The organism is Anditalea andensis (assembly GCF_000714815.1).
In the GTDB taxonomy this organism is placed as follows: domain Bacteria; phylum Bacteroidota; class Bacteroidia; order Cytophagales; family Cyclobacteriaceae; genus Anditalea; species Anditalea andensis.
This window is the reverse complement of sequence record NZ_JMIH01000015.1, coordinates 135517-153868: the sequence shown is the minus strand read 5'-3', so window position 1 is coordinate 153868 and position 18352 is coordinate 135517. Positions and strand designations below refer to the sequence as shown.

18 protein-coding genes are annotated in these 18352 nt (G+C 39.4%); 8 read left to right on the top strand and 10 right to left on the bottom strand.

Going from position 1 to position 18352, the window contains the following annotated elements:
• Position 1: 1 nt before the first annotated feature.
• From pyrR to EL17_RS08065, 3 genes are all read right to left on the bottom strand, one after another.
• The gene (pyrR, locus tag EL17_RS08075) at positions 2 to 550 is read right to left on the bottom strand and encodes a bifunctional pyr operon transcriptional regulator/uracil phosphoribosyltransferase PyrR (RefSeq protein ID WP_035072447.1); all 549 of its coding nucleotides are present in this window, start codon (positions 548 to 550) and stop codon (positions 2 to 4) included.
• A 227-nt stretch (positions 551 to 777) separates the two neighbouring features.
• On the bottom strand, positions 778 to 2355 hold the full coding sequence (locus EL17_RS08070; RefSeq protein ID WP_035072445.1) for a hypothetical protein: 1578 nt from the start codon (positions 2353 to 2355) through the stop codon (positions 778 to 780).
• Entirely contained in the window at positions 2352 to 2762 is a 411-nt protein-coding gene (locus EL17_RS08065; protein WP_035072443.1) for an EVE domain-containing protein, read from the bottom strand. The genes EL17_RS08070 and EL17_RS08065 overlap by 4 nt, the downstream gene beginning before the upstream one ends.
• Positions 2763 to 2869: 107 nt before the next feature.
• On the opposite strand from EL17_RS08065, the gene EL17_RS08060 reads away from it, so the two are divergent.
• The 5 genes from EL17_RS08060 (at position 2870) to EL17_RS08040 (ending at position 6627) form a co-directional block, all read left to right on the top strand.
• Positions 2870 to 4582, top strand: coding sequence for a helix-hairpin-helix domain-containing protein (locus EL17_RS08060; protein WP_035072441.1), 1713 nt, complete (start codon positions 2870 to 2872; stop codon positions 4580 to 4582).
• A gap of 133 nt (positions 4583 to 4715) precedes the next feature.
• Complete coding sequence (locus tag EL17_RS08055) at positions 4716 to 5006, top strand: hypothetical protein (protein ID WP_035072439.1); 291 nt, start codon at positions 4716 to 4718, stop codon at positions 5004 to 5006.
• A 2-nt stretch (positions 5007 to 5008) separates the two neighbouring features.
• Complete coding sequence (locus EL17_RS08050) at positions 5009 to 5659, top strand: YiiX/YebB-like N1pC/P60 family cysteine hydrolase (protein ID WP_035072437.1); 651 nt, start codon at positions 5009 to 5011, stop codon at positions 5657 to 5659.
• A gap of 123 nt (positions 5660 to 5782) precedes the next feature.
• Positions 5783 to 6292, top strand: a complete 510-nt coding sequence (locus EL17_RS08045; protein WP_035072435.1) for a hypothetical protein — start codon at positions 5783 to 5785, stop codon at positions 6290 to 6292.
• Positions 6274 to 6627, top strand: coding sequence for a hypothetical protein (locus EL17_RS08040; protein ID WP_035072434.1), 354 nt, complete (start codon positions 6274 to 6276; stop codon positions 6625 to 6627). The genes EL17_RS08045 and EL17_RS08040 overlap by 19 nt, the downstream gene beginning before the upstream one ends.
• A gap of 314 nt (positions 6628 to 6941) precedes the next feature.
• Here EL17_RS08040 and EL17_RS08035 read toward each other — a convergent pair whose 3' ends face one another.
• The gene (locus tag EL17_RS08035; RefSeq protein ID WP_035072432.1) at positions 6942 to 7133 is read right to left on the bottom strand and encodes a cold-shock protein; all 192 of its coding nucleotides are present in this window, start codon (positions 7131 to 7133) and stop codon (positions 6942 to 6944) included.
• 87 nt (positions 7134 to 7220) lie between these two features.
• Here EL17_RS08035 and EL17_RS08030 point away from each other — a divergent pair, with 87 nt between their 5' ends.
• Positions 7221 to 7730: a SixA phosphatase family protein gene (locus tag EL17_RS08030; protein ID WP_035072594.1), complete on the top strand. Its 510-nt coding sequence runs from the start codon at positions 7221 to 7223 to the stop codon at positions 7728 to 7730.
• On the opposite strand, the gene EL17_RS08025 is transcribed toward EL17_RS08030, so the two are convergent.
• From EL17_RS08025 to EL17_RS08005, 5 genes are all read right to left on the bottom strand, one after another.
• Positions 7709 to 8440 carry an SDR family NAD(P)-dependent oxidoreductase gene (locus tag EL17_RS08025; protein WP_035072430.1) on the bottom strand — a complete coding sequence of 244 codons (732 nt, stop codon included), beginning with the start codon at positions 8438 to 8440 and terminating at the stop codon, positions 7709 to 7711. The two genes, EL17_RS08030 and EL17_RS08025, sit on opposite strands and share 22 nt — an antisense overlap.
• Positions 8441 to 8749: 309 nt before the next feature.
• Positions 8750 to 10144: an ATP-dependent protease ATPase subunit HslU gene (hslU, locus tag EL17_RS08020; RefSeq protein WP_035072428.1), complete on the bottom strand. Its 1395-nt coding sequence runs from the start codon at positions 10142 to 10144 to the stop codon at positions 8750 to 8752.
• A gap of 91 nt (positions 10145 to 10235) precedes the next feature.
• Positions 10236 to 12719: an endopeptidase La gene (gene lon / locus EL17_RS08015; RefSeq protein WP_035072592.1), complete on the bottom strand. Its 2484-nt coding sequence runs from the start codon at positions 12717 to 12719 to the stop codon at positions 10236 to 10238.
• A 341-nt stretch (positions 12720 to 13060) separates the two neighbouring features.
• Positions 13061 to 14380, bottom strand: coding sequence for an RIP metalloprotease RseP (gene rseP, locus EL17_RS08010; protein ID WP_035072426.1), 1320 nt, complete (start codon positions 14378 to 14380; stop codon positions 13061 to 13063).
• Complete coding sequence (locus EL17_RS08005) at positions 14380 to 15546, bottom strand: 1-deoxy-D-xylulose-5-phosphate reductoisomerase (protein WP_035072424.1); 1167 nt, start codon at positions 15544 to 15546, stop codon at positions 14380 to 14382. The genes rseP and EL17_RS08005 overlap by 1 nt, the downstream gene beginning before the upstream one ends.
• Before the next feature lie 299 nt (positions 15547 to 15845).
• Here EL17_RS08005 and EL17_RS08000 point away from each other — a divergent pair, with 299 nt between their 5' ends.
• Positions 15846 to 17276, top strand: a complete 1431-nt coding sequence (locus tag EL17_RS08000; protein ID WP_035072422.1) for a S1C family serine protease — start codon at positions 15846 to 15848, stop codon at positions 17274 to 17276.
• Positions 17277 to 17457: 181 nt separating this feature from the next.
• The gene (locus EL17_RS07995) at positions 17458 to 17874 is read left to right on the top strand and encodes an HI0074 family nucleotidyltransferase substrate-binding subunit (protein WP_051719877.1); all 417 of its coding nucleotides are present in this window, start codon (positions 17458 to 17460) and stop codon (positions 17872 to 17874) included.
• A 164-nt stretch (positions 17875 to 18038) separates the two neighbouring features.
• On the opposite strand, the gene EL17_RS07990 is transcribed toward EL17_RS07995, so the two are convergent.
• Positions 18039 to 18326 carry a Dph6-related ATP pyrophosphatase gene (locus tag EL17_RS07990; RefSeq protein ID WP_084166146.1) on the bottom strand — a complete coding sequence of 96 codons (288 nt, stop codon included), beginning with the start codon at positions 18324 to 18326 and terminating at the stop codon, positions 18039 to 18041.
• Positions 18327 to 18352 lie beyond the last annotated feature (26 nt).

Sequence of the window (18352 nt, the reverse complement as noted above, 5' to 3'; positions counted from 1 at the left end):
TTTAGCTTTTTACTTTTTCTGTGATCCAAATAGCATCTTGCTCAAAACCTTTGCTCGCCCACTCTACACTTACGTATTGGCTTTCCAAAGTATTGACCTGCCTGCCAAAATAATCAGGTTTAATAGGATAGTCTCTTGTAAATTTCCTGTCTATCAGCACCATTAGCTCTACTTTCTGAGGCCGGCCAAAGGCGATCATGGCATCCATAGCGGCCCGTACAGACCTGCCTTTATACAGCACATCATCTACCAGAATAACCTTTTTGCCTTCTATAAGGAAATCTATCTTCGTTTCATTTGCTTTAAGGGGAAATTCCCTCCTACGGAAATCATCTCTGTGAAAAGTAGCGTCCAGATACCCATAAGGAACTTTGATTCCTTTGATCTCTTCAATAAGCTCCACCAGTCTGTCAGATACTACCGGGCCTCTCGGCTGAAGGCCTAACAGCACCGTATTATCAAAATCATCATGGTTTTCAATTAACTGATGACAGAATCTCCTCAGGGTAATATCGATTTGCTTTTGGTCTAAGACGAGTCGTTTGTTCATGGGAAAGATTTGTTTGCAAAGATAAAAATAAATGTCACTGACTGAAGTTTTCAGAAAAAGAAATGACCATTACAGCAGGTTTTTTATTTGAACACTGAAATTTGGTTAGAGAAAAAAGTTGATCAGTGGGGCCTTAGATTGGTATATGATAGGTGTCCTTATTACAAATTCCATATTGGTATACTGGGTTCTTCAAAAACCCAATAAACCCAACTGCCCCTATACAGCTAGTCCACTTTAATCTTTGTGATAAAGAACACTTCTTTATTTTCTTCTTTCCCCGACCCGGTCTGATACCTAACCCGCTGCTTTCCAGACAACAGAAAATAATTATCATACCACCACATCAATGAAAGGCTGCTCTCGTCCGTATCCTTAATTCTTTCATTGGCATCGATGAGTTCTATAGGGAAACTTTCATTCTCGAAAATCACCTCTCCATCTTTGATATGGCTTAACTGCAGTTCAGTTTTGTCCAGGTACATATAATAAAGATCGGATCCGTCAAAACTGACTTCACCAAATTTGCTTTCGTGAGGTAATACACTGTTTTGCAGTGAAAGAGAATTGTCCCATATAATGTTACCTTTATTATCCAGTAGGAGAAACTGGGCCGCCAAATAACGGAACTGACGATAGTTTGTGTTTGCAGGCATAGGACCTACCCCTGGCCACATTCCATAGTACATGGGAGGCATCCGTCTCTGTAGAGGTGAGTTGTGATAATACCCGCTGTTATACATACCGTCTCTATTGGAATATCTAGATGAAGAGGGAGATAAGTAGTCATTATAGACTAACAGATAATCTCCTAAAGCTATGGCTTCCCTGGTAGCCAATACATTGGGAATAGTCAGTTTTTTATCTTTTTGGATTGATTTTTCCAAAGACCTCACCTTTCTTTTCCTTGCTCGATCAGGTAGATAATTATAAAAATTCGGCAGGTCCTCTAACGAAAAATAAACATTATTATACTCTCCAAATTCATTGATGGTAGACATGTAAAATCCCTGAAAGGATTCTTTTCTCCGAAGGCCATAGGGGCCTACCATAGCCTGCCTGTACTGGCTTGGAGCCGTGAGCACCCCCTCCACTATTTCCATTTTAGGGTCGTCCAACTGATCTATTTTTACTTCCCTTAGTTTATTGCCATCGATGTCAAAGGTCAAGATGGAGATGATTTTATTTTTATAAAAATCCCTTTTGCTCATCACCACATCAAAAACATCTAGTTCATGATCTTTCCTCATCTGTATAATTTTGGCGTCATTGGCATAGATACCTTGAAGGGTGATCACATTATCCAAGCTGAAGTCATATATCTGAATAACGGGTCTATTCTCCATAGTCCCCATTAATACTGCCTTTTGGTTTATTATAAAAAACTCCTGAAGTTCTGCTGCCAATACGGAATTGATTTTATAATCGTTCACAGCCTCCCCCTCCAATGCAATTTCAAAAATCATCTGATCCTTATTGTAATTGTTTTTTTTTAATAATAAATAAAGCATATCCCCTTCTATATCATATCCTGCCATTTCATAGTGCTCCGGAAGTTCAAAGGCTGCGGGCTCTTCGGAAAGCAGTTGTTGGTCTGTAATAAAATATTGAAATTTTTTATTCGAAAAACTGCCCCTATCAGCTTGTGTCCGAAATGCTATCAGCCCTGTTTTGTAAGGCATGACGATATAGTTTTCCTCGTTCTGCTTTACTGGCTGCTCTACCCGATGGACAAACTGTATTTGACTAAAAGAGGATACCGATGTAAAGGCTATGAATGCATACAGAAGTATAATTTTTTTCATCCCTGTGCTATTTTTAAAACAGCTTCAAATTCAGTTTTAGTAAGGGGCATGACCGATAGCCGGGACTGTCTGACCAAAAGCATTTCCTGTAAAACATCATGTTCTTTTATTTCCTTTAGTCCTACCGGCCTGGGGAGTAGTCTGTCAGCCTTTATTGAAGCAGAAAGCCAGCCTTTGCCCTCCTTATCTGTCGGATCAGGAAATGGGCCTGAAACCACCTGAGCTATTCCTACTATTTCTTTTTTCTTTCCACTGTGATAAATATAAACGGCATCCCCTACCAACATATTATTCAGATAGTTACGCGCCTGAAAATTTCTGACCCCATCCCATACATCTTCCTCTTTTGAGGCAAGATCTTGCCATCCATATGTTTCTGGCTCCGTCTTAACTAACCAATATTTCATTTTTAAACATTTAAGCCTAAATAGTCCTTTAAGATACAGGATAGGATTTTATTATGAAAGTTAAAATGCGGACATTTGTCCTTTCTGACTATGAAAATTAATCTGTTTTGGATAATAAAAGTATCATTAAAAAACTGAAGCTGGCCATACAGCTTATGGAGCTGCATGAAGCCAATCCATTTAAAATCCGTAGCTACCAGTCTGCACTCAACACCATCGACAGAGGTGATATCAGTCTGGAAGAAACTGACCCTGAAAATTTCCAGGATATAAATGGTATCGGCAAAAGTATAGCTGAAGTGTTAAAGGCACTTTTGGATACAGGAACCTTTCCCTATCTGGAAGAGCTGATAGCGCAGACCCCTGAGGGCCTGCTAGAAGTGATGGAAATCAAAGGGTTGGGGCCTAAAAAAATCAGGACGCTTTGGCAGCAGTTAGGCATTACATCTACACATGAACTCCTGGAAGCTTGCCAATCAGGCCAGGTAGCTGCTATAAAGGGATTTGGTGTAAAAACGCAGGAAACGATTATAGCCTCATTAAACTTCCGCGATGCCAATAAAGGGAAATGGCTATACGGTCAGGTGGACCATGCTATATCGGATTTGAAGCTAAAGCTGGAAGCTGTATTTGGGGAAGGAAATATTAAGACAGTAGGTGAATTCGCCAGAAATGCCGAGATTATTGAAACTGTGGAGTGGATTGTCAAAAGTAATGATACCCCTTATGCCATCATGTTGATCAATAAGGAAAGTTATTTGATCCATGATAAAAAAAGTTCCTCCCCCTACACATGGAGAGGACAGCTCATTAGTCCGGAGATAAAAATAGTAATTCACTTTATTCACGAAAATAAATTTATAAATGAGCTCCTTATCCGTACATCGAGCAGGGCTCATCTTCATGCCTTGGCCAAAGATCAAACGCCACTGGCAACGGTCTTCCGTAGCAGGCCTTTTGGCACAGAGCAAGAAGCATATGAAGCAGCCGGACTACAATATATTGTACCTGAACTCAGAGAAGGTTTTTTTGAAATAGATTTGGCAAAGGACAATAAGCTTCCTGTTCTTTTGAAAGAAAGTGATCTTAAAGGTGTACTCCATAACCATAGTACATACAGCGATGGCAAACATACCTTAAGAGCAATGGCTGAATACTGTCAATCGATGGGGTATGAATATCTTGGGATATCAGACCACAGCCGTACGGCAATATACGCCGGAGGACTTGATATAGATAAAGTGACAAAACAGCAATCGGAAATCAAAGCTTTAAATGAAGCAATGGCACCATTTAAAATATTTTCCGGAATTGAAAGTGACATACTGGGTGATGGTAGCCTGGACTACCCTGATGATGTATTGGCCAGTTTTGACTTCATTGTGGCATCCATTCACAGCATCCTGAATATGGACAAGAAAAAAGCAACTACCCGATTAATAAAGGCAATAGAGAACCCTTATACTACTATGCTAGGCCATCCTACAGGAAGACTGCTGCTGAGACGAGATGGATACCCTATCGATCACAAAGCCATTATAGATGCCTGTGCCCTGCACAATGTAGTGATAGAAATCAATGCTAACCCTTGGAGACTGGACCTGGACTGGCGCTGGGTTCACTATGCGATCAGCCAAGGTATAAAATTATCCATCAATCCTGATGCTCATGACAAAGTGGATTTTGCCCATATGAAATATGGCGTATTGGTCGGAAGAAAAGGGGGATTGACAAAAGAAATGACCTTAAATGCAATGTCTCTTACTGAGATTTCTTCCTACTTCAATAACAGAAAAGCAAGCATAGGAAAAGTACAATAGGACGACACCAAAAGCTTAACAAATAGATTCCGTCAGGACGAAGTCTTCTCACCAATTTGATGATCACTTCTGCGCGACCCCACGTCCAATTTCGGTACAGGACAAGTTATGGTCATTAAAAACTATATAAAAAATGAAATATTTTGATAAAAACGAGGGGGCTTTACTCCAAAGGTCCTTTACCATTGGTCTAGTGGGAATTATCCTTAGTCTTATTGCCCTTTACCAAAATTACAGCCCCTTTGCCCCTACAGGCATCATTACCGTGGTCCATGGGGCAGGATTAGCGGCACAGCTCTTGGCTATGAGTATAGCTGTATTAGTCATGCGAAAACGGAAAATAAAAGAAGAAACAAAGGAAAAAGCAAAAAAAATGACCTTAGTCCTCGCTGTCTCTCTATTGTTTTTCTTTCTAGCTGTTTAGGTATGCATGGTTTATATATATTAATATCATGTTTTCTTATATTATTTGGTAGTAAACATACATCCGGTTTAGAATGGTCGGAAGGAGATATTCTATTTCAGGATGGAGATTGCGGGGATTTTTGTGAAGCCATCAGAAAAGTAACGGTAGGTTATCAGGGAAGGGATTTTTCCCATAATGGTATATTGACAAATGAAAATGGCGAATGGTATGTATTAGAAGCTATTTCTAAAGGTGTGAGCAAAACACCTCTCGAGGATTTTCTTAACAGGGATATGGATGTAAATGGCAACCCAAAAATAATAGTGGGAAGGCTCAAAGCAAAATATCGCCACCTAATCCAGGATGCTTTGGTGCATGCATCCTCATTGGAAGGAAAACCCTACGATGCCTACTTTGATTTAAATAATGACGCCTATTATTGCTCTGAACTGATCCATTTATCTCTCCAAAAAGCTAATGAAGGCATCCCTGTATTTCAGATTTATCCTATGACATTTATGGATCCAGATACCATGGAGCCGTTTGATATTTGGGTGACATATTTTAATAAATTAGGAATAGACATACCTGAAAACGAACCAGGATTAAACCCAGGTGGAATGTCCACTGACCCGGCTCTAACTATAATCTATGATTTTACAAAACGCTGACCATTTGATATATAACCCATAATAAAACCAAAACAGATTTATTGTTTTAAACTTAATTGGTTTTATATAAATTTTTATAGTATTAATTCTATATTTTAGTAATTCATAAAATGGAATTGCATAATGAACAATAAATTTATCATCCTACTTCCGATCTTCTTGATCAGCCTCTCCTGCCTTGGACAACATGCCTATTTTCAGGTAGGAGGAGGATACACCTTCCCTACATCGGCCGGTCAGGGGGGTGAAATCGTTACCCTGGGACCTAATGGCAATCTTTTAAATATAAAAAACACCCGCAGTGAACTAGGTGCAGGAGTTCCGCTGACTGTTAGAGCTGGATACATGATCAATAATTTTGTCGGTGCAGATCTAGGCTTCAATTATCTCATAGGTGAACAAAGGGTAGTTTCACAAATCTTAGCCAATAGTGAAATGGCAAACGTCAGTGGCCAGACCAGACAAGCGCGGCTAAATCCAGCTATTGTTTTTTCTACGAATAGAGATCTGGACCTAAGTGCTTATTCTCGAGTAGGTCTGGTACTCCCCCTAGGAGGTGTGACCACTGTGAAATATGATATTCCGGGTACCTTTACTACTAATGAACGCAAACATTGCAGACCGAAGAGATAAAGGGAAAATTTGGTGTAGGGTATTCAGGTACGCTAGGGGCTCAATACCGTTTATACGAAAGGATGTATATATTTGCCGAGGTAGAAGCTATTCATCTGGCTATACAAAGGCAAAGCAGCCTAGTGACATCATATAGTGTAAATGGTAATGATGCGCTTCCCCAACTGAACCGGTATAACATAGAAACAAATTATGTAAATGAATTGACACCATCTAGCAATAACCCAAGAACTAATCCAAACATAAATGAAAACGCACCTGCTGACGAATTAACCAATACAACATTTTTTAATAGTTTAGGTACGAATATAGGAATTAAATATAGGATATTTTAATATGAAATATTCTTTGGAGATGTTAACTAGCTAAGCTATCTATTTTAATTTGTGATTTGACTTCTGGCAAAAAGACAGTTTAAGAACATGACAGCATTATTTCTTTAATACATGACCCTCTTAATATTCAATCCCGTTTCGCTTTGATCTTTATATTAAAATTTACAAATTTAATACAGATTTAAAATTAAAAAGAATAATATTCGGTTAAAAAACATAAAGCCAAATATTATAAAATCAAAAAACTTCCTGAGTAAAAAAAAAGGAACCTTATAAGAATATAGGCTCCTTTTTACCAGTTTTCAATGCTTTGATCAGACTTTCTTAACATTGATAGCATTCGGGCCTTTCTTTCCTTCTTTTAGATCAAAATATACTTTGTCATTTTGAGCGACTTTATCTACTAAACCAGTAGCATGAACGAAAACGTCACTTTGAGATTGGTCATCGATGATGAATCCAAAACCCTTAGAATCATTGTAAAATTTAATTGTTCCGGTAAGCATAATATAATAGCGGTATGTGGTTAAAAGAATAATTAATGTAAATATATATGTTAAAGTACAAGAAAAATTTAACTTATGAAAAATTATATGAAAAAAATTTTAATATGCCGTCATGGAAAATCTTCTTGGGAAGACCCTTATCTATCTGACCATGATAGGCCACTTGCAGCCAGAGGTTTAATAAACACAAAAGAGATGGCGAGAAGGTTATTATCCCGCTCCATAAAACCTGATCTGGCCCTGTCCTCTGATGCTAAACGAGCAAGGGATACTGCTTTTTTTACCTTTGATATATTAGGAATAAACAAAGAAAAAATTGAGCAGCACGCATCTTTATTTCACGCCAGTGCAAATACAATTTTGGAACACCTCCAGATGATTTCAGACCATATCAATATTGTCTTTCTATATGGCCATAATCCAGGGTTTAATGAATTGATATGGATGCTAGGTGGAGAAATTGACAACCTGCCCACCGCTGGACAATATGGGTTTAATTTAAAAGTAAATAAATGGTCAGAAATTCATAAGGACAAAGCGGAACACTGGTTTTATGACTTTCCTAAAAATAATATTCAAAACTTACGAACATCCTGAAGCACATCGTTAAATCTCTCTACATGGTCGATAAGATATACAACTTTCTCAGCTACATCTTCTGGACTAGCTAGCTGTTGGCTGTTTTTATAGTCTCGAAAAACACCTACTTTACTGAAATCAGACGGATCCGCGGATCTTATGGATTCCTGCATAGGTGAGTCTATTATTCCTGGAGAAAGGGCAAAATATTTTATTCCGTAATTATTTAGAACACTTTCTTCCTGTGCTATTTGTGACATACGGTTTAGAGCTGCTTTGGAACTTCCATAGCCAGACCATCCGTCAATGTTTTTTTCGGCTGCTCCCGAACTCATATTGACAACAATCTTTTCAGCGGGATGATTTTGATATGTGCGGATAAAAGCATTTATAAGCAACGCTGGAGCTATGACGTTTACCGCATGGATGTCCCATATACCTTTAGGATCTAACCTGCCAAGGGGGCCTATCTGGCCTATCCATCCTGCATTGTTGATCAATACTATCTTCGCATAATCCTTTTCTAGATATATTTCAGGCAATTTATCTATCAGTGATTGTGTATCAGCCAAATCTATACGCAAATCTATATAGTTTGTGAGCTGTAAATCAAGTCCAGTCCGTGATATTCCCACGACTTCATGGTGTTCATCTCTTAATAATACATGGACCAGCCCTTTGCCCAGGCCTTTACTGCTTCCGGTGACGATATATAAGTTTTTTTTCATCTTTGTGTCTTGTATGTTTTAGGTTATCTAAGTTTTGAACCTAAGGTTGGGAAGAAAATCTGCATGCTTTTTTTTATCGCCTTAAAAACTATCGCAACGGTATCCTCCTGTGTTAGGACTTATAACATGCTTATAATATAGAAAAACAAACAGCTCGAAAAAATATCCGAGCTGTTTAATTATTCTATATAAGAATATTGAATTTTGTCATATGAAATCGAGCATGAAGTATCCTTAACACACCGGGATGATTATAAACATTGAGAGATTCCATCTGCCCATTAAAAATCAAAATATAAACAGATGAAATTATAGAATATATTGAGAAAGATCTCTGTTTTTAACTAATGTACTTAATCTATCTGTCACCATCTCTTTTGTGATCATGATTTTAGAATTTGCCTGAATAGTATCAGGCACATCAAACAAGAAATCATTCAATAAATGAACCATTACAGTTTGTAGCCGTCTGGCCCCTATGTTCTCTACTTCTTCATTTATCTGAAAGGCCAGCCTGGCTATTTCCTGTAACGCATCATCTGTATATTCCAAGTAAACTTCTTCAGCTTCAAAAAGGGCAATGTATTGCTTTGAAAGTGCATTTTTTGGTTCTCGAAGGATCTTATAAAAATCTTCTTCAGTCAAACTGCTTAACTCTACCCTGATAGGGAACCTACCTTGAAGTTCAGGTATTAAATCCGAGGGCTTGCTTACATGGAAGGCGCCAGCAGCTATAAACAGGATGTGATCTGTGTTAATGATGCCATATTTGGTATTGACTGAGCTGCCTTCCACTATTGGCAATAGGTCTCGCTGTACCCCTTCCCTACTTACATCTGGACCACCGCCCCCACCTTTGCCACTTTTAGCTATCTTGTCTATTTCGTCTATAAATATAATCCCGTTGTTTTCCGCCAAACGAATAGCTTCCTCTTTCACTTCATCGAAGTCTATAAGTTTAGAAGCCTCTTCTTCCATCAGGACTTTACGGGCCTCAGCAATGGTTAGTTTTCTTTTCTTTGTCTTTTTAGGCATCATGCCACTGATCATATCCTGGAGGCCTGCCATACTGGCATCGTCCATCATACCATTGCCTATCATCCCGACTCCAAGAGGAGATGATTGTTTGACATTGATTTCTATTTTTCTGTCTTCCAGTTCACCGTTCTTTAGCTTATCTCTAAACTTTTCCCGTGTCTTTTCATTGAGCTCCTGCTCAGAAGCATTATCTGGATTAAAACTACCCTGGGATCCTGCTCCGGAAAATGATTGCCCTTTGACAGGAGGGATAAGTATATCTAAGATAAGGTCTTCAACTATGATAGTGGCTTTCTCTTTTACCTCTTCATTCTTTGTAGATTTTACAAGATTTACAGATTGCTCCACCAAATCCCTCACCATACTTTCCACATCTCTACCTACATATCCCACTTCGGTAAATTTAGAGGCTTCTACCTTGGTAAAAGGAGCATTGGCAATTTTGGCTAGCCTTCTTGCTATTTCCGTTTTACCCACACCCGTAGAACCTATCATTAGTATATTATTGGGGACTATATCTTTCTGAAGGTCTGATTTTACCATCAGTCTCCTGATCCTATTCCTAAGGGCTATAGCTACATTCCTTTTAGCATCATGCTGACCTATGATATATTTATCAAGTTCTGCTACAATCTGCTTAGGTGTTAAGTGTTTTAAATTATCCATGGTAAATTTTATGGTTCTTAAATATCATTACTTCCCAGTTAATTACGGGAATATTAAATAAGGGATGCTATCAAGCATCCCTTTTTAAATCTTAATTTTCTAATACCTTATGATCATTTTCAAAATGAAAATGAATGGGGTCTTCTACTTTCTCATCAGTGAGGGCTATGTGTAGGACTTCATCTACACTCTCCACAAAATGGAATTTCATACCTTCCAGATAATGCTGGTCAATTTCCTCAATGTCCTTCTTATTCCTATTGCAAAGGATAATCTCTGTCAATCCTGCCCTTCGGGCTGCCAGTATTTTCTCTTTAATACCTCCTACCGGCATTACCTTACCTCGAAGCGTAATCTCCCCGGTCATGGCTAATTTGCCTTTGACTTTTCTCTGGGTGTATAGTGAAGCCAAAGCTGTCAGCATCGTGATACCAGCCGAAGGCCCGTCTTTAGGTACCGCTCCGGCAGGCACGTGTATGTGAAGATCATATTGGTCAAAAACGCGGTGATCTATATCCCATTTATCAGCTTTTGATTTCAAATACGATATCGCGGTCATAGCAGACTCTTTCATCACATCTCCCAATTGCCCCGATAACGTTAACTTTCCTTTACCTTTACTCAGAGCACTTTCTATAAATAGAATTTCTCCTCCTACAGATGTCCAGGCCAAACCTGTAACAACTCCGGCCACTCCATTGTCCTGATAGATTTCTTTATCAAACACCTCTCCTCCCAATATTTCACGGACCATGGCAGGAGTGATTTTCTTATTGTGCACTTCTTCCATAGCTATGGATTTGGCTATATTACGGACTACCTTACCTATCATCCTTTCCAGATTTCTCACACCGGACTCACGGGTATAATCCTCTACTATTTTCACTATTGATTTAGCATCAAAAGTGATATCTTTTCCTTTAAGCCCATGCTCTTTCCTTTGCTTTGGAATCAGGTGCTTCTTGGCTATCTCGACTTTCTCTTCTAACGTATAGCCCGTCACCTCAATGATTTCCATCCTGTCTCTTAATGCTGGCTGAATACTCTCCAATGAATTGGCTGTAGCTATAAACAGGACTTTGGACAGATCATATTCTACTTCCAGATAGTTATCATTAAAGGCATTGTTCTGCTCTGGATCCAAGACTTCCAAGAAAGCGGATGAAGGATCACCTCTAAAGTCAGAAGATAATTTATCTATCTCATCCAGCACAAATACGGGGTTTGAAGTCTTCACCTTTTTCATATTCTGGATGATCTTTCCAGGCATGGCTCCGACGTAAGTCTTTCTATGTCCTCTGATCTCCGCTTCATCATGCAGCCCACCTAAGGACATTCTGATATACTTTCGGCCTAGCGCTCGCGCTATCGATTTTCCCAAAGATGTTTTGCCTACTCCTGGAGGTCCGTACAGACATAAGATAGGCCCCTTCAGATCATTTTTCAGTTTTAATACCGCCAGATATTCTATGATCCTTTCCTTGACCTTCTCCAGTCCATGATGATCTTTGTCAAGGATGGCTTTGGCCCTTTTCAGATCAAAATTATCTGTGGTAAATTCATTCCACGGCATTTCTACCAACAATTCTGCATAGTTCAGCGCAATGGGATACTCAGCTGCAGCAGGATTGATCCTTAAGATTTTATCCAGCTCCTTTTCAAAATGTTTAGCCACTTCTTTGGGCCAATTTTTTTTCAGCCCCTTTGCCCTTAGGTCTTCTACTTCTTTTTCAGGCCCTTCTTCGCCCAGCTCTGTCTGCAGCACTTTCATTTGCTGTCGGAGAAAATAGTCCCTTTGCTGCTGATCAATATCGGTATGAACTTTTTTATGTATCTCGCTTTTCAGTTCCAGCATCTGAATGTCCTTCATCATAAATTCCAGTAAGAGCGTGGCCCGCTCTATACCATCATTTATTTCAAGGAGACGCTGCTTAGGTTCTACAGGAGCATTTATATTTGAAGATAGAAAGTGCGTAAGGAATGGTGTATTGTCTATATTATCTAGAGCCACCTGAGCTTCTCTCGGGATTTCAGGATTAAGATGAAGAATCTTGGCCGCAGCCTCCTTCAAAGACTCTTCCAATGCCTCTATTTTTTTATTCCCTTCAGGGAAATTTTCTTCCAGATAATCAACTTTGGCTATAAAGTAAGGATCATCCGCTATTTGCTCTGTAATCTTAAATCTTTTTTTGCCTTGGATTATAATAGTGGTATTGCCGTCAGGCAAAACTATCATTTTGATGATTTTGGCCAATGTGCCCACCTGATAGATATCATCCCATCCTGGATCATCATTATTTGGGCTGATCTGAGCACAGACTCCTATTAATTTATCTCCTTTTTGAGCTTTTTTGACCAGTTTAATTGACCTCTGTCTGCCTACAGTAATCGGTATTACTACTCCAGGAAATAATACAGTGTTACGAACAGACAAAATAGGTATCTGCTCAGAATAGTTTTCCTGCAGAATCTGCTCATCGTCTTCATCATCTGTGATCAGTTGGATAAGGTCTCCCTCCCCCGCATAGTCGCCTAACATTATTGATTGGTATAATTGATTTCCGAAATTATTCATATAAAGACATTGTGACAGTTTGCCTGCCATGCTAATGATTATTTAAAAGCAAAACCCTCAATTTTGAGCGTTCTCCTATAAAACTCAAGGGATATGCCAATAGTTTAGAAGGGGCATAATGTCAGGATATGTTCCCTTAAGAAAAATACAATGAATATCACATCAAAATTTTATTCCTAAAGATACACATAATGTCGGAATTATATTTCTGCATTGCTCTGATCTCTATTTCATACTTCAGAAATATATTAAAGCCATGCACGTATAGAGGTCAATAAAAACTAAAGGTCTGAAAAATAAATTTCAGACCTTTAGACTATAATATAAGTTTATCTTATTATTTACCAACTGGTGAATATCTTCAATATATCATTACCGATAGCAAAAACCATCAGCGCAAGTAGAAGCACCATGCCTACCTTCTGTGCATTTTCTAAAAACTGCTCTGAAGGGGATTGGCCTGAGATCATTTCATAGAGTAAAAAAACCACATGTCCACCATCCAGTGCCGGGATAGGAAGTAAGTTCATGAAAGCAAGGATCATAGAAATCAAGCCAGTAATGCTCCAGAACTTGATCCAGTCCCACTGATTCCCGTAGATTTTGGCCATGCCAATTGGCCCGCTTACATTTCTGGCTGAAACTTCTCCGGTAAACATCCGGCCCAGTGCTCTGGCATTGATAATCACAGCACTGAAGGCTCTCTCAGCTCCGCGTGGAATGGCTTCAAAGAAAGTATAACTTTCTCTCACAGGTTCTACAGTGGACGAAATCTCAATGCCTATAGTACCATCTTCAGTTACCCTTACTGCCCTTTCAATCTCTTCTCCATTTCTCTGGATCCCTAGCAGCACTTCTTCAGATGCATTGGCCCTTAAAGCTTTCTGAAATTCATGAAAATAAGCTACCTGATTTCCATTTATTCTGACTATCCTGTCTCCTTGCTGAAAACCAACTGATTCAGAAGGGCCTCCCTGGGTAGCTCTTTCTACCTGAAATGGCCTTCTTATTTCGATAAAATTCCCTATACTTTTTTCATCTGAAAATTCATTGATAAAACCTCTCGGAACCTGTATCTGCACATGTTCTCCATCCCTTTCTACGGTATAATATCCACCGCTGTTCAGCAGGGCATTACCACTGCTCAGGTCATCAAATCTTTTGTAAGGTTCTCCATTGATATCTAGCACCCGATCTCCATCCCTGAATCCTATTTCTTCTCCTATTTCATAGGCAGCAATGCCGTGCTCTAATACCTGGTCTCTAGAAAAATAGGTATCTCCACGGTCATACATTAGAAAAGTAAATATTACTACCCCAGTAACCACATTGACTATTATACCTCCCAGCATCACTATTAATCGCTGCCAGGCAGGTTTAGATCTGAATTCCCAGGGCTGTGGTTCTTCGTTAAGTTTCTCAGTATCCATGGACTCATCCACCATGCCTGATATTTTTACAAATCCTCCCAAAGGTATAGCCCCTATAGAATATTCAGTTTCACCGTATTTGAATCCTATTATTTTAGGAGGAAATCCGATGGAAAACTTCTCCACTCTCATTCCAAACATCTTTGCAGTGAGCAGGTGACCTAACTCATGAAGACCTACCAAAAGTGACAATCCCAGCAGCAACTGGGCCGCCATTATTAATGTATCCATTAGACTTTACTCTTAATTAATTTTTCTGTTATTATTCTGGTTTCTTTGTCAGACTCAATAAAGTCTTCCAAGGAAGGGTTTTTAATAAATTCTACTGCACTCATGGCGTCAGCTATTACGTCAGACATTTCTAGAAACCCTATTTCATCTTTTAAAAATGCTGATACTGCCATTTCATTGGCAGCATTTAATACACAAGGTACATTACCGCCTTTCTCTAAAGCGTTAAAGGCCAGCTGTAAGTTCCTGAACGTCTTAGTATCTGGCTTTTCAAATGTTAAATTTGGATAATTTACAAAGTCAAACCTTGGAAACTCTGACTTAAATCTATCAGGATAACTCAACGCAAATTGAATAGGAATACGCATATCTGGTAATCCGAGTTGCGCTTTTATCGAGCCATCGGTAAATTGAACCAAAGAATGTATAATAGACTGTGGATGGACCACTACCTCAATCTGGTCAGGCTGCACACCAAACAGCCATCTGGCTTCTATTACTTCCAGCCCTTTGTTCATAAGAGAGGCAGAGTCTATTGTAATCTTTGCACCCATATCCCAATTGGGATGCTTTAAAGCCTGAGCTTTTGTTACGCTGCTTAAGAATGTCCTATCTCTTCCTCTAAAAGGTCCCCCTGATGCAGTAAGGATGATCTTCTCGATAGGGTTGTGAAATTCACCAATCAGGCACTGAAAGATCGCAGAATGTTCCGAGTCTACAGGATAAATATTTACCCCTTTCTCAGCGGCCAAACTGGTGATCAACTGCCCCGCTACTACCAGCGTTTCTTTATTGGCCAAAGCTATGGGTTTCCCCGCTTGGATAGCATGTATAGTAGGGATAAGACCTGCATAGCCTACCAGCGCTGTAAGCACCACATCTATGCCCTCCATCTCTACCACCTGTGACAAAGCTTTTTCTCCGGCAAAAACTTTAACACCATGGGTAAAAAGTGCATCACTGACTTTTTTGTACAATGATTCGTTTGCAATGACTACAGCATTGGGCTGAAAAGCAATGGCCTGCTGGATCAAAAGTTCGGCATTATTTTGGGCCGTGAGCACTTCCACTTCAAATTTATCTGGGTGGCTCTTAATCACTTCTAGAGCCTGTGTACCTATACTTCCCGTGGAACCTAAAATGGCCACTCGTTTTTTTTCTGACATGTAATTATCTATTCCTCAAATGGGTATTGATGCAGTCAATTCTATCAGCTGACAAACTTGCTCAATATGCCCACAAATTTACAAGGTTAAAAGTAAATCTGTTGTTTTTTCCCTACTTTTTGGCAGGCTTGAAGTTCTCTTCATCTTTTTATAAATTTACTGGAGGCAAAAAAAGCGCCTGTCAGCTCACTCTTCCACCTTAATAGTAAAATTAAAATATGTTAAAAAGGAAATGATATTTTAAATCTTTCGTATAAATTTCCAGTTCCTATGAATAAAAACATATATAAAAATCAAATATGAAGTCGATTAAAACCATCCTTATTTCCTTCATTAGTGGGATAGCAGGTTCATGGGCTTTCTACCAAACCATAGAAACAGGCACCATTACACAGGTGGTTCAGGAGGTGCCATATGCGCAGCAGGTCCATTCAATCGCATATTCTGAACGCCCAAAACGGTTAGAAATACCTGTTTCATTCGTAGATGCTTCGGAAAACAGTACTGCATCGGTAGTATTTATTAAAAATTTCTCCGGCTCTGATCCCCGACGAAACAGTATGTTTGAATATTTCTTCGGGCAGGGTCCTTCGCAGCGGGTAAGTACGGGGTCTGGAGTAATCCTTAGCGGAGATGGCTATATCATCACAAATAATCATGTAATAGACCGGGCAGAAACCATAGAAGTGGTTCATCAAAAAAGAACTTATAAAGCTTCACTAGTAGGAACTGACAAAAATACAGATATAGCTGTGCTCAAAATAGAAGCTCAAAACCTACCCGCTATCAAACGGGGCAGTAGCCGGGATCTTAGAATAGGAGAATGGGTACTGGCAGTGGGCAATCCATTTAATCTTACCTCCACCGTCACTGCTGGAATCGTTTCTGCCAAAGAGAGACAGATCAATATTCTGGGCGGAGAGTTTCCATTAGAATCATTTATCCAAACAGATGCGCCTATCAACCCGGGAAATTCCGGAGGCGCGCTGGTCAATACAAATGGAGAACTGGTAGGGATCAATACCGCCATTCTCTCCCGAACAGGTTCTTATACTGGATATGGCTTTGCTGTACCGGTCGACATAGCAGTAAAAGTGGCCAATGATCTTATCAAATTCGGAGAGGTACAAAAGGCCCTTCCCGGTATCGAAGTAGTAGAAATCACCCCCGAACTCGCTGAAGAGATGAATCTTTCTTCAATGGATGGGGTCATCGTCACCCATGTACAGCGCAGAGGTGCTGCCGAACAGGCAGGATTGCGTAAAGATGATGTAATATATCAGATAGAAGAGATCCAAGTAACTGGCAAAGGAAGTTTTGAAGAAGCCATATCGTATCATTATCCAGGTGATAAGATTACGGTTAATTTTCAGCGTGGCAACCGGCAAAACACCGCCAACCTTACTCTACAGAACCTAGAAGGAGGAACCGGAACATTAAAAAGGGAATTTTTTACTTCTAGTATTTTAGGTGCCAGGCTAGAAACTGTAAATGCCATAGAAAGAGACAGGCTGGATATTCCTTATGGTGTGAAAGTGAGTGGACTGACTAGAGGATATTTGAGAGACCTGGGACTTGGAAACGGCTTTATCCTCACACATATCAATAAGGAACCGGCAAGAGATCCCAATGAGGTCGGGGTGTTTTTGGAAAAATATAGCGGAAAATTGCTTATAGAAGGTTTGTCTGCCAACGGTCAGCGATTTATGCAGTCATATAATGTGAGATAATCAATAATAAAAACGAACAAGACGAGAACTTCACACCCCGGGAAGATTATCTTGATATGCGGAATTTTATCTGATAATTAAATACAGTAGAAATGGAAGGCTATAAATGTCTTCCATTTTTCTGTGCTGTTAGTTCTTTCCTATAGAGAATTTTGTTATTTTTATATCAAAGCAAAAACCCATGAAAACACAAACCATAAATTGGCATATCAGACTTTCTAGCTATTCTGAAGCACTTAGTGAGCTAAAAGAATATACCGGGGAATATAAAATTAATGGAATATCCGACAGACTTGAACAGAAAATTCTTCGATCTTTTGAAGTAACACATGAGCTTGCCTTAAATACCATGATGGAATACTTCAGGGAACAGGGCCATCAAGGCATCACTGGGCCTAGGGATGCTACTACAGAGGCTTTTCATGCCGACCTTATCGATGACGGTGAAGCCTGGCTGGACATGATCATCTGCCGGATCAAAGCTTCCCCGCTTTATAATGAAGATGTCAATAAAAAACTAGTGGATAAAACAGCCCAACGCTTTATTATCCATCTGGAGAACTTTGAAAGGAAAATGAAGTGGCTTGAAGATAATTAATTGAAAACGGTTGACACATGTTAGATTTTTGAGAGAAAGTCCACCCCGGCAAACCAGAACCCCTAATCTCCATCGGTACCATCTGCATATTTAAATCTATAGGAATTTTTAATCTTTTCCATGACTACGATTTGGATGGATTGCTCACAAATCGGCCCATCGTATCAAAAGGAATGAAATTCTCCATTTTTCCCACAGGGATCTACCGAGTCCGGCAGCACATCGAGAAATCTGTGGTTGAAATCATGTCCCACCCACTTATCACCTCTTTTATCGGCATCTGCTGCACAGATGATAGTTTTAAATCCCTGATCGATAAATTCTACCGCTAAATCAGAATTTTCATTTTTCTTTATAGTAAAAACAGCTTTAAAACCTTTTGTTGCCAGCTGTTCTTCTCTATACATCTTTACGTCTTCAATAAAGATATCTCCATAGGTTATATGATGTATACCTAAAGTGGTTGGAGATTATCGAC

Excerpts from the sequence above, each read along its gene's own strand:
- pyrR (WP_035072447.1), bottom strand. The coding sequence starts at position 550 with ATGAACAAACGACTCGTCTTAGACCAAAAGCAAATCGATATTACCCTG.
- EL17_RS08070 (WP_035072445.1), bottom strand. The coding sequence starts at position 2,355 with ATGAAAAAAATTATACTTCTGTATGCATTCATAGCCTTTACATCGGTA.
- EL17_RS08065 (WP_035072443.1), bottom strand. The coding sequence starts at position 2,762 with ATGAAATATTGGTTAGTTAAGACGGAGCCAGAAACATATGGATGGCAA.
- EL17_RS08055 (WP_035072439.1), top strand. The coding sequence starts at position 4,716 with ATGAAATATTTTGATAAAAACGAGGGGGCTTTACTCCAAAGGTCCTTT.
- EL17_RS08050 (WP_035072437.1), top strand. The coding sequence starts at position 5,009 with ATGCATGGTTTATATATATTAATATCATGTTTTCTTATATTATTTGGT.
- EL17_RS08045 (WP_035072435.1), top strand. The coding sequence starts at position 5,783 with ATGAACAATAAATTTATCATCCTACTTCCGATCTTCTTGATCAGCCTC.
- EL17_RS08035 (WP_035072432.1), bottom strand. The coding sequence starts at position 7,133 with ATGCTTACCGGAACAATTAAATTTTACAATGATTCTAAGGGTTTTGGA.
- EL17_RS08030 (WP_035072594.1), top strand. The coding sequence starts at position 7,221 with ATGAAAAAAATTTTAATATGCCGTCATGGAAAATCTTCTTGGGAAGAC.
- EL17_RS08025 (WP_035072430.1), bottom strand. The coding sequence starts at position 8,440 with ATGAAAAAAAACTTATATATCGTCACCGGAAGCAGTAAAGGCCTGGGC.
- hslU (WP_035072428.1), bottom strand. The coding sequence starts at position 10,144 with ATGGATAATTTAAAACACTTAACACCTAAGCAGATTGTAGCAGAACTT.
- lon (WP_035072592.1), bottom strand. The coding sequence starts at position 12,719 with ATGAATAATTTCGGAAATCAATTATACCAATCAATAATGTTAGGCGAC.
- rseP (WP_035072426.1), bottom strand. The coding sequence starts at position 14,380 with ATGGATACATTAATAATGGCGGCCCAGTTGCTGCTGGGATTGTCACTT.
- EL17_RS08005 (WP_035072424.1), bottom strand. The coding sequence starts at position 15,546 with ATGTCAGAAAAAAAACGAGTGGCCATTTTAGGTTCCACGGGAAGTATA.
- EL17_RS08000 (WP_035072422.1), top strand. The coding sequence starts at position 15,846 with ATGAAGTCGATTAAAACCATCCTTATTTCCTTCATTAGTGGGATAGCA.
- EL17_RS07995 (WP_051719877.1), top strand. The coding sequence starts at position 17,458 with ATGAAAACACAAACCATAAATTGGCATATCAGACTTTCTAGCTATTCT.